The 10071-nt window shown below is 62.4% G+C and carries 11 protein-coding genes; 9 read left to right on the top strand and 2 right to left on the bottom strand.

All coding sequences use genetic code 11. The features are described 5' to 3' along the window. Positions 1-182 precede the first annotated feature (182 nt). A complete protein-coding gene (locus tag NKH12_RS23740; protein WP_352955381.1) occupies positions 183-719 on the bottom strand; it encodes a hypothetical protein in 537 nt (178 codons plus the stop codon). A 102-nt stretch (positions 720-821) separates the two neighbouring features. Between NKH12_RS23740 and NKH12_RS23735 the strand changes: the two genes are divergently transcribed. Then, positions 822-1676, top strand: coding sequence for an AraC family transcriptional regulator (locus NKH12_RS23735; protein ID WP_352955380.1), 855 nt, complete (start codon positions 822-824; stop codon positions 1674-1676). A 189-nt stretch (positions 1677-1865) separates the two neighbouring features. After that, entirely contained in the window at positions 1866-4676 is a 2811-nt protein-coding gene (gene gyrA / locus NKH12_RS23730; RefSeq protein WP_352955379.1) for a DNA gyrase subunit A, read from the top strand. 57 nt (positions 4677-4733) lie between these two features. Here gyrA and NKH12_RS23725 read toward each other — a convergent pair whose 3' ends face one another. Beyond that, the gene (locus tag NKH12_RS23725) at positions 4734-4886 is read right to left on the bottom strand and encodes a hypothetical protein (RefSeq protein WP_352955378.1); all 153 of its coding nucleotides are present in this window, start codon (positions 4884-4886) and stop codon (positions 4734-4736) included. Between the two features lie 254 nt (positions 4887-5140). On the opposite strand from NKH12_RS23725, the gene coaD reads away from it, so the two are divergent. The 7 genes from coaD to NKH12_RS23690 all read left to right on the top strand — a co-directional run bounded on the left by coaD (position 5141) and on the right by NKH12_RS23690 (position 9938). Further along, positions 5141-5641 carry a pantetheine-phosphate adenylyltransferase gene (gene coaD, locus NKH12_RS23720; protein WP_352955377.1) on the top strand — a complete coding sequence of 167 codons (501 nt, stop codon included), beginning with the start codon at positions 5141-5143 and terminating at the stop codon, positions 5639-5641. A 75-nt stretch (positions 5642-5716) separates the two neighbouring features. Continuing rightward, positions 5717-6307 carry a peptidylprolyl isomerase gene (locus tag NKH12_RS23715; protein ID WP_352955376.1) on the top strand — a complete coding sequence of 197 codons (591 nt, stop codon included), beginning with the start codon at positions 5717-5719 and terminating at the stop codon, positions 6305-6307. Between the two features lie 28 nt (positions 6308-6335). Then, positions 6336-6848, top strand: coding sequence for a peptidylprolyl isomerase (locus tag NKH12_RS23710; protein WP_352955375.1), 513 nt, complete (start codon positions 6336-6338; stop codon positions 6846-6848). Continuing rightward, on the top strand, positions 6845-7243 hold the full coding sequence (locus NKH12_RS23705; RefSeq protein ID WP_352955373.1) for a hypothetical protein: 399 nt from the start codon (positions 6845-6847) through the stop codon (positions 7241-7243). Before NKH12_RS23710 ends, NKH12_RS23705 begins: the two co-directional genes overlap by 4 nt. A 12-nt stretch (positions 7244-7255) precedes the next feature. After that, entirely contained in the window at positions 7256-8368 is a 1113-nt protein-coding gene (queA, locus tag NKH12_RS23700) for a tRNA preQ1(34) S-adenosylmethionine ribosyltransferase-isomerase QueA (RefSeq protein ID WP_352955372.1), read from the top strand. Further along, positions 8365-9495, top strand: a complete 1131-nt coding sequence (gene tgt / locus NKH12_RS23695) for a tRNA guanosine(34) transglycosylase Tgt (protein ID WP_352955371.1) — start codon at positions 8365-8367, stop codon at positions 9493-9495. The genes queA and tgt overlap by 4 nt, the downstream gene beginning before the upstream one ends. A 206-nt stretch (positions 9496-9701) precedes the next feature. Beyond that, positions 9702-9938 carry an Lrp/AsnC ligand binding domain-containing protein gene (locus NKH12_RS23690; protein WP_352955370.1) on the top strand — a complete coding sequence of 79 codons (237 nt, stop codon included), beginning with the start codon at positions 9702-9704 and terminating at the stop codon, positions 9936-9938. Positions 9939-10071: the final 133 nt, after the last annotated feature.

Here is a 10071-nt window from a genome sequence, read left to right as displayed (position 1 = left end):
TCGACAACCAGAGAGAAGACGGACAAAACCCGTTTTACGGGGCATGCACATGTGGCATTTCGATTCACTCAAAACTTTCCCCGGACAGCCCTGCCTCTTGCGGGGAGATGTCCAGCAGGACCAAGGGGGTGGGAAGGATCGCTGCGGCTCTCATTTCGCACCGCTGCGTTCCTCGGTGCCCATCAACTTCCCCCCGCGCGCCGCGCCAGGAACTCGACTTCGAGCCGCCAAGTCGCGCCGTCGTCCTGCGAGCGTTCGCCCAGCCAGCGGAAGGAATTTTCGGTAATGCCTAGAAAACTCCAGCGCACCGAAGCGCCGGTGCCGTCAGCGCCTTGCTGGACGATGATGTCGCCCTCGGCGCGACCGAGCTGCCGGCTGTAATATCGGGTGCGCGGATCGCTCCAGAAAATATGCCAGGCGTCGACGCCGGGGTCATAGACGCGCAATGTCGTGCCATAAAAGGTCCATTTGCCGAGGGAACTCGGTGCGCCAGTGTTCCGCGCGGGCAGGATCCATACGTCCTGGATCGCGCGGCCCTCGAGCACCCAGCCGAAATGCACCTCGCCGCGCCCGGTCAGGACCTGCCCGTCTTCGAGATGGCGCGTGGCGTCGAATATCCAGCCGCCGACGAAGCGGCCGTAAAGATCCAGTTTCTCGGCAAGGTTCGCGGCTGGCCCGCCGCTGTGCAGGGCTTCGGCAAAGGAGGATGAATTGAACATGGTTGTGGTCTCTCTTGTCAGGGGCCTCGTCTTGTCAGGAGAATGGGATGAATACGCCGCGCTAGGCTTCTTGCGCTTGGGAAAAATTGCTATGTTTCGGCCATGACGACGAGCGCGCATAAACTGGCGTCCGGGCGAGGCTGGCAGGTGTCGGACGTGGTCTGCACTTCCGGCGTCGCTGATCGCCCGTTCGAGGAAGAGCATCGCAATTTTTGCGTCGCCGTGGTGACCAACGGCACCTTCCGCTACCACGCACGCCAGGGCACGGCGATGCTAACGCCGGGCGCGCTTCTGCTCGGCAACCCTGGCACTTGCTACGAGTGTGGGCACGAGCATGGCGCCGGCGACCGCTGCATCTCCTATCATTTCAGCCCGGCCTATATGGAACAGATCGTCGCCGACACGCCGGGCACGAAGAAGCTGGCCTTCGAGACACCGCGGCTGCCGCCGTTGCCGGCGCTGGCACCGCTGCTGGCCGAGGCGGAAGCCGCGCGCGAAATGGCCGAGATCGAGGCGTTCGAGGAACTCGGTTTGCGGATTGCCGGCGCAGCCGTTGCCTCCGGCGTCACGCCCGCTGCCCGGGTGCCGAGCCGCCGCGACCAGAAACGTGTCGCGGAGGCGGTGCGGCGCATCGAGCTGGATGCCGACCGGCCGGTCACGCTTGCTGCGCTTGCAAGCGCGACGGCGACCAGTCCCTACCATTTCCTGCGCACTTTCCGACACGTCGCGGGCATGACGCCCTACCAGTTCCTGTTGAAAACCCGACTGCACAGGGCGGCGGTGCGACTTCGCATGTCGGACGAGGCGATCTCGACGATAGCCTTCGAGGCAGGGTTCAACGATTTGTCGACCTTCAACCGTCGTTTCCGGCGCGTGATGGGGGAGACGCCCGGCGCCTATCGGCTCCGGCAGCGAGGCGATAAAGCGCCGGACACATCTGCCGTTCCGGCTTTGTGAAGCAAATTGCCTGACAATGAGCTTTGCCCCGGCGGCCATGAAAAGCGCCTCGGCCATATCGTCGCAATCAGTGATATCCTTTTGAAATCACCACAAAAATCGACACTGGAAAACTGCCGCGGACGTTGGAGTTTCGACCCGGCTTCCTATATAAGCACCGAGTGATTCCCGATTAGATTGTGACCTGATTTGACCGACCAGAAGACACCGCGCGGCGCCGACGGCGGCCCCACCGGCATCGAGCCGATATCTATCATCGAGGAGATGCAGCGCTCCTATCTCGATTACGCTATGAGCGTGATCGTCAGCCGTGCGCTGCCCGACGTGCGCGACGGGCTGAAGCCGGTGCATCGCCGCATCCTCTATGCCGCGCATGAGAGCGGCTACCACTGGAATCGCAAATATGTGAAGTCGGCGCGCCCGGTCGCCGACGTGATGGGTAAATACCATCCGCATGGCGACGCCTCTATCTACGACGCCTTGGTGCGCATGGCGCAGGACTGGTCGCTGCGCGTGCCGCTGATCGACGGGCAGGGCAATTTCGGCTCGATCGACGGTGATCCGCCGGCGGCGATGCGTTACACCGAATCGCGCCTGACCAAGGTCGCGCATGAGTTGCTGGAAGACATCGACAAGGACACCGTCGATTTCCAGGACACTTATGATGCGTCCAGCAGCGAACCGAAAGTCCTGCCGGCGCGCTTTCCAAACCTGTTGGTCAATGGCTCCGGCGGCATCGCCGTCGGCATGGCCACCAACATCCCGCCGCATAATCTGGGGGAGGTCTGCAACGGCGCCATTGCCCTCATCGATAATCCGGCGATCGATCTGCCGGCGCTGATGGAGATCATTCCGGGGCCGGATTTCCCGACCGGCGGCATCGTGCTCGGCCGCTCCGGCATCTACAGCGCCTATTCGACCGGCCGCGGTTCCATCGTCATGCGCGGCCGCGTCAACGTCGAGGCGCGCGGCAACGACCGTGAATCGATCGTCATCACCGAGGTTCCCTACCAGGTGAACAAGTCGTCGATGATCGAGAAGATGGCGGAGCTGGTGCGCGACAAGCGCATAGAGGGCATTTCCGACATCCGCGACGAGAGCGATCGCCAGGGTTACCGCGTCGTCATCGAACTGAAGCGCGACGCGGTCGCCGACGTCATCCTCAACCAGCTCTACCGTTTCACGCCGCTGCAGACGTCGTTCGGCGCCAATATGGTGGCGCTGAACGGCGGCAAACCGGAATTGCTGACGCTGACCGACATGCTGAAGGCGTTCGTCGCCTTCCGCGAGGACGTGATCAGCCGGCGCACGAAATTCCTGCTGCGTAAGGCGCGCGACCGCGCCCATGTGCTGGTCGGCCTTGCCATTGCTGTCGCCAATATCGACGAGGTGATAAAGCTGATCCGCACCGCGCCGGACCCGCAGACTGCCCGCGAGCAGTTGATGGAACGGCGCTGGCCCTCGGGTGACGTCGAATCGCTGATCCTGCTGATCGACGATCCGCGCCACCGCATCAACGAGGACGGCACCTACAATCTGTCCGAGGAACAGGCGCGCGCCATCCTCGAACTGCGCCTGCAGCGGCTGACCGCGCTCGGCCGCGACGAGATCGCCGACGAGTTGAACACGATCGGCGACGAGATCAAGGATTACCTGGACATCCTGTCGTCCCGCGCCCGCATTCAGCAGATCGTCAAGGACGAGCTTGCCGCCGTGCGCGACGAGTTCGGCACGCCGCGCCGCACCGAGCTCTCCGGGGGCGGGGCTGATATGGAAGACGAGGACCTGATCCAGCGCGAGGACATGGTCGTGACGGTCAGCCATTCCGGCTACATCAAGCGCGTGCCGCTGTCGCTCTACCGGGCGCAGCGCCGTGGCGGCAAGGGCCGCTCCGGTATGTCGACCAAGGAAGAGGATTTCGTCACCCGGCTTTTCGTTGCCAACACGCACACGCCGGTGCTGTTCTTCTCCTCGCGTGGCATCGTCTACAAGGAAAAAGTCTGGCGCCTGCCGATCGGCAATCCGCAGTCGCGCGGCAAGGCGCTGATCAACATGCTGCCGCTTGAGCAAGGCGAACGCATAACCACCATCATGCCGCTGCCTGAGGACGAGACCAGCTGGGGCGAGCTCGACGTGATGTTCGCGACGACGCGCGGCACGGTGCGCCGCAACAAGCTGTCGGACTTCGTCCAGGTCAACCGCAACGGCAAGATCGCCATGAAGCTGGAGGAGGAAGGCGACGAGATCCTTGGCGTCGAGACCTGCACCGATAATGACGACGTGCTTCTGACCGCAAGCTCCGGCCAGTGCATCCGCTTCTCGGTCAGCGACGTGCGCGTCTTCCAGAGCCGCAATTCGGTCGGCGTGCGCGGCATCGCCATGGCTGCCACCGACCGGGTGATCTCGATGGCGGTGATCGAACATGTCGAGGCGCCGCCGGCCGAGCGCGCCGCCTATCTCAAGCGGGTGGCGGCCGAACGGCGGCTCGCCGCCGGCATTGCGGCGGGCGAGGACGAAGACATCCAACTGACCAATGAGGAGGTCGGCGAGGAGACGGAGCTTTCCGACGAGCGCTATGAATTCCTCAAGGCACACGAGCAGTTCGTGCTGACGGTGACGGAATATGGCTACGGCAAGCGTTCGTCTTCCTATGATTTCCGCCTCACAGGGCGCGGCGGCAAGGGCATCCGCGCTACCGACGTGTCGAAAGTGGTTGAGATCGGCCGTCTGGTGGCGACTTTCCCGGTCGGCAATGACGACCAGATCATGCTTGTCTCGGATGGCGGCACCGTCATCCGAGTGCCGGTCAACGGCATTCGTTTCGCCAGCCGCGCCACCAAGGGCGTGACCATCTTCAACACGGCCGACGGCGAGAAGGTCGTTTCGGTGGAGCGAATATCGGAACCGCAATCGGACGAGGAAGCCGAAGAGAGTGTCGAGGGCGACGCAACTCTGGATACCGGTACTGAAGGCGTTGGCCCGAACAATAACGCCGAGTAGGTCTTGATGGGCAATGCCGGCCCGATGGGCCGGCGCCGTCAACAGATGGCGGCCGGTTCAGAAGTGGCGATAAGGCTTGCGGATACCGAAGCCTTCAAACCGCTTGGCGTTGGACTTGGCGCGAACGCGCTCTGCTTCCTGATGCAGCCCGAATACGGTGGCGATCAGCATGGCGACGGTCATTGCGGTGGCGAGCATGTAGATCAGCATGTGCGTGTTCTCCTGCATCTAGCAACGACTGAAGGGCGTTTTGGTTTCATCTTCTGAAACTTCAACCTAGTGAACGCTGCGTGAAGCCTTCGTGATCGGCCCGTTCATTGGTCGTTCATCTCGGCCAAAACGTTCACTCAAAGCGCATCGCGATTATCGTGGCTCAGGCGATGCGCTTTGAAGTCCTGTTTTGGCATTGGCGGGTCGCTGATCGGATTTGCCTTTGCGAGAGAGGCTCGCTAGAAGCACCTGCCATGACCGAACGCATCGCCCTTTATGCCGGCTCCTTCGACCCGCTGACCAACGGCCATCTCGATGTGCTGAAGGCGTCGCTGGCCGTGGCCGACACCGTGTATGCGGCGATCGGCATCCATCCCGGCAAGAAGCCGCTGTTTTCGTTCGAGGAACGGGTCGGCCTCATCGAAGCCGCGACGAAGGCCGAATTCGGCCGCGATGGCGCGCGCATCAAGGTTGTCGCCTTCGACGGGCTGGTCATCGACGCGGCCAGGAAGCAGGGCGCCTCGATCATGATCCGTGGCCTGCGCGACGGCACCGATCTCGACTACGAGATGCAGATGGCCGGCATGAACGAGACCATGGCCCCGGAACTGCAGACGGTTTTTCTGCCCGCCAGCCCTTCGGTGCGAACCATTACCGCCACACTTGTCCGCCAGATAGCCTCGATGGGAGGCGACATCCGCCCCTTCGTGCCGGCGGCCGTGGCCGGCGCGCTCACCGCCAAATTCGCGAAATGATGCATGTCGCCCAAAAGTGGAACCCGGTTTTGGGGCAACGACATGCGTGAAACAAAGGTTTTCGGAGAAAGATCTATGCAGCTCAAAAGGCTCGCCAGCTGCTTTGCCGTTGTTTTCGGTCTTGTGACCGCATCCGTTTCGGCGTTTGCCGCCGATCCGGAAAACACCATGATCATTACGCTGAAGGGCGGCGACGTCACCATCGCGCTCAGGCCTGATCTCGCGCCGAAGCATGTCGAGCAGATCAAAAAGCTGGTGCGGCAGGGCGCTTACGACAACGTCGCTTTCCACCGTGTCATCGACGGCTTCATGGCGCAGACCGGCGACGTGAAGTTCGGCAACATGAAGAACGGCTTCAGCGCCGACGCTGTCGGCACCGGCGGTTCCGATCTTCCCGATTTGCCGGCCGAATTCTCGAAGACCGAGCGCTACGAACGCGGCGTGGTCGGGATGGCGCGCTCGCAGGACCCGGATTCCGCCAATTCGCAGTTCTTCATCATGTTCGCGCCGGCGCCGCCGCTCGATGGCCAGTACACCATCGTCGGTAATGTCGAGAAAGGCATGGAGTTGGTGGATCAGATAAAGAAAGGCGACGCGGCGCAGAACGGGGTTGTCACCGATCCCGATCGCATGATCAAGGTACGCATCGCCGCCGACGGCAAGTAAACCCATTTGTTTCAAAGGACATTCTGACATGGCCGAGATCAAGGACCGCGAGAACGCGCTCATCATGGAAACGACCCAGGGCAAGGTCGTCATCGAACTGTTTCCCGATCTGGCGCCTGGCCATGTCGTCCGCATCAAGGAACTGGCGCGCGAAGGCGCTTATGACGGCGTGGTGTTCCACCGCGTCATCGACGGCTTCATGGCGCAGACCGGCGACGTGAAATTCGGCAATTCCAGCAAGCCCTCTTTCGCACCGGCGCGCGCTGGCACGGGCGGCTCCGATAAGCCCGACCTGAAGGCGGAGTTCTCGAACGCCAATCACGGCCGCGGCACCTGCTCGATGGCGCGCTCGCAGAACCCGAACTCGGCCAACTCGCAGTTCTTCATCTGCTTCGACGATGCCGCCTTCCTCAACCGCCAATACACCGTCTGGGGCCAGGTCATCGAAGGCATGGACAATGTCGACAAGATCAAGCGCGGCGAGCCGGTGCCGGATCCCGACAAGATCGTGTCGCTGAAGGTCGCGGCCGACGTGAAATGATCTACCGGGCTGTCGCGGCTATCACTCTGATGCTTGTCGCGGCGGCCACTCCGGCGCTGGCGACGGAATCGATCGTTTGCAGCGCTGAAGGCAACGCGGCATCGATCGACATCCTGATGGGGCACACTGCCGTCATCGCGGTTGCGCGTGTATGGCTTGATGCCGGCGGCAGGAACTGGACCACCGACGGTCAGCCGGGTTCGACGAAAGTCATCGTCGGCCAGGCATTCGAAGACGACCAGCACATGGCGATCGATCTCACCGATGAGGGCATCAGCTCGATCGTCGCCAAATTGCGACTGGTCAAGGCCACCGAACAGTCCAATTTCGCAATGGGCGGCACGCTGAGCATCGATGGTGTTGGCGCCTGGGCGGTGACCTGCCCGGAATTTTGAGGCGGGATTTTCTTGCGCGTGGATCTTTTCGACTTTGATCTGCCGGAGGAGCGTATTGCGCTTCGACCGGCAGAACCGCGCGACAGCGCCAAAATGCTGGTTATCAGGCCGGGTGAGGGGCTTGAGAACTGGACGGTGCGCGAGCTGCCGACTTTGCTCGAGGCCGGTGATGTGCTGGTCTTCAACGACACCAAAGTCATTCCGGCGCAGTTGAAAGGCATCAGGCGGCGTGGCGAGGCGGCGGCGCAAGTCGAAGCCACGCTGCATATGCGGGTGGCTCCGGACCGCTGGCTGGCTTTCATGCGGCCGGGCAAGCGCATCGCCGCCGGCGACCGCATTCATTTCGGCCATGACGCCAATTCCTGCTTTCTCGGCCAGCTCGACGCCACGGTGATCGAGAAGGGCGAGGCCGGCGAGGCTTTGCTTGGCTTCGACCTCTCAGGTCCGTTTCTCGACGAGGCGCTGCACGCCGTCGGCCACATCCCGCTGCCGCCTTACATCGCTTCGAAGCGCGACGACGACGAACGCGACCGCAGTGACTACCAGACCATCTATGCCAGGGAGGAGGGGGCTGTGGCGGCACCTACGGCCGGCCTGCATTTCACGCCCGAGCTTTTCGTCGCACTCGATGCCAACGGCGTCGAGCGGCGCTTCGTCACCTTGCATGTCGGCGCCGGCACGTTCCTGCCGGTGAAAGTCGACGACACCGCCGATCACAAGATGCATGCCGAGATCGGTTCGGTCAGCCCGGAAATCGCCGAAGCGCTGAACGCGGCGAAGGCGCGTGGCGGGCGCATCATCGCCGTCGGTACGACGTCGCTGCGCCTGCTGGAGAGCGCCGCGCGGGAGGACGGCACATTGGCTGGATGGTCGGGTCCGACCGACATCTTCATCACCCCCGGCTACCGTTTTAAGGCCGCCGACATGCTGATGACCAATTTCCATCTGCCGCGTTCGACGCTGTTCATGCTGGTTTCGGCGTTTTGTGGTCTGGAAACAATGCGTGCGGCCTATGCGCATGCCATCGAGAACCGCTACAGGTTCTACTCCTACGGAGATGCAAGTCTGCTGTTCAAGAAGGAGAACGATGGACGCGCGCCTGGTATAGAACAAGGAATTCAATGACTAAGGCGTTCACCTTCAGGATGCTGGCGACCGATGGCAAGGCGCGGCGCGGCGCGATCACCATGCCGCGCGGAGAAATCCGCACGCCGGCCTTCATGCCGGTCGGCACCGGCGGCACGGTCAAGACCATGTATATGGATCAGGTGCGCAGCGTCGGCTCGGACATCATCCTGGGCAACACCTACCATCTGATGCTGCGGCCCGGCGCCGAACGTGTGGCGCGGCTTGGCGGTCTGCATGAATTCGCCCGCTGGCCGCACCCGATCCTGACCGACAGCGGCGGCTTCCAGGTAATGTCGTTGTCAAAGCTGAGGAAACTGACCGAAAAGGGCGTCACCTTTCGCTCACATATCGATGGCGCCGCCTATGAGATGTCGCCCGAGCGCTCGATCGAAATCCAGGGACTGCTCGATTCCGACATCCAAATGCAGCTCGACGAATGCACCGCGCTGCCGGCCATGGAGAAGGAGATCGAGCGGGCCATGGAGCTGTCGCTGCGCTGGGCCGAACGTTGCAAGACGGCATTCGGCGACCAGCCGGGCAAGGCGATGTTCGGCATCGTCCAGGGCGGCGACATACCGGCTCTGCGGCTGCGCTCGGCGCAGGCGCTGAAAGCGATGGACCTCAAGGGCTATGCCATCGGCGGGCTGGCGGTCGGCGAGCCGCAAGCGGTGATGCTCGAAATGCTCGACATCACCTGCCCGGAGCTGCCGGCGGACAGGCCGCGCTATCTGATGGGCGTCGGCACGCCTGACGACATATTGAAATCGGTGGCGCGCGGCATCGATATGTTCGACTGCGTGATGCCGACGCGCGCCGGTCGCCATGGCCTTGCCTATACACGGCGCGGCAAGGTCAATCTGCGCAACGCTCGCCATGCCGATGATCCGCGCCCGCTGGACGAGGAGAGCGACTGCCCGGCGGCCAGAGATTATTCACGCGCCTATCTGCACCATCTGGTCCGCTCGCAAGAGGCGCTGGGGGCGATGCTTCTGACCTGGAACAATCTCTCCTACTACCAGAGGCTGATGCAGGACATTCGTGCCGCCATTGAGGCCGCCGCCTTCGAGGCGCGGGCGGCGGAAATTTCCGAGAGCTGGGCGAGCGGCGATATTCCAGCGATGTGACCGAGCGCTCAGATGCTCAGCGAAGCGGATGCGCAGACATCGCATACGCTTGGCAACGGTATCAGCGCCCGCGAACATTCGCCGTTTGGCTGCACTTAAGCTTCCTTAAGGGCGGGTTCTGCCTGAGCTCCGTCCTGATGCTTGAAAGCCGGGCGGCAGTCTGCCACAAGGGCCGCCTATGCGGCAAGCTTGAGCAGGACCGGGCAATGAAGGCATTTTTCGTGCAGATAAAGTGCGATCTGGGCATGGCCTATGACGTTGCCGGCGCATTGGCCGATGCCGAGATCGCTTCGGAAATCTACTCGACAGCCGGCAACTACGATCTGCTTGCCAAATTCTATGTCGATGACGAGGAAGACATCGGCCACTTCGTCAACGAGAAGGTGCAGATTCTTCCCGGCATCAAGGACACGTTTACGGTCGTCACCTTCCGCGCGTTCTGAGCGGCGCCGGCCGCCTGCCCGGGCACGAGGCAAAGCCTGACCCAGCTATATCGGCGCTGCCCTAATTTTAGGCAGGTCGCGACATACTGATCGCCAGCATCCTCCAAATCACCGATTGCGCTTGATTTTCTGC

Origin of the sequence: Mesorhizobium sp. M1322, from assembly GCF_040318085.1 — a bacterium.
Classification (GTDB): Bacteria; Pseudomonadota; Alphaproteobacteria; order Rhizobiales; family Rhizobiaceae; genus Mesorhizobium.
This window is presented reverse-complemented; position numbering and strand designations above follow the sequence as displayed.

Bases quoted from the DNA above. Each gene is read 5' to 3' on its own strand.
- NKH12_RS23740 (WP_352955381.1), bottom strand. From the start codon at position 719: ATGTTCAATTCATCCTCCTTTGCCGAAGCCCTGCACAGCGGCGGGCCA.
- NKH12_RS23735 (WP_352955380.1), top strand. From the start codon at position 822: ATGACGACGAGCGCGCATAAACTGGCGTCCGGGCGAGGCTGGCAGGTG.
- NKH12_RS23725 (WP_352955378.1), bottom strand. From the start codon at position 4,886: ATGCTGATCTACATGCTCGCCACCGCAATGACCGTCGCCATGCTGATC.
- coaD (WP_352955377.1), top strand. From the start codon at position 5,141: ATGACCGAACGCATCGCCCTTTATGCCGGCTCCTTCGACCCGCTGACC.
- NKH12_RS23715 (WP_352955376.1), top strand. From the start codon at position 5,717: ATGCAGCTCAAAAGGCTCGCCAGCTGCTTTGCCGTTGTTTTCGGTCTT.
- NKH12_RS23710 (WP_352955375.1), top strand. From the start codon at position 6,336: ATGGCCGAGATCAAGGACCGCGAGAACGCGCTCATCATGGAAACGACC.
- NKH12_RS23705 (WP_352955373.1), top strand. From the start codon at position 6,845: ATGATCTACCGGGCTGTCGCGGCTATCACTCTGATGCTTGTCGCGGCG.
- tgt (WP_352955371.1), top strand. From the start codon at position 8,365: ATGACTAAGGCGTTCACCTTCAGGATGCTGGCGACCGATGGCAAGGCG.
- NKH12_RS23690 (WP_352955370.1), top strand. From the start codon at position 9,702: ATGAAGGCATTTTTCGTGCAGATAAAGTGCGATCTGGGCATGGCCTAT.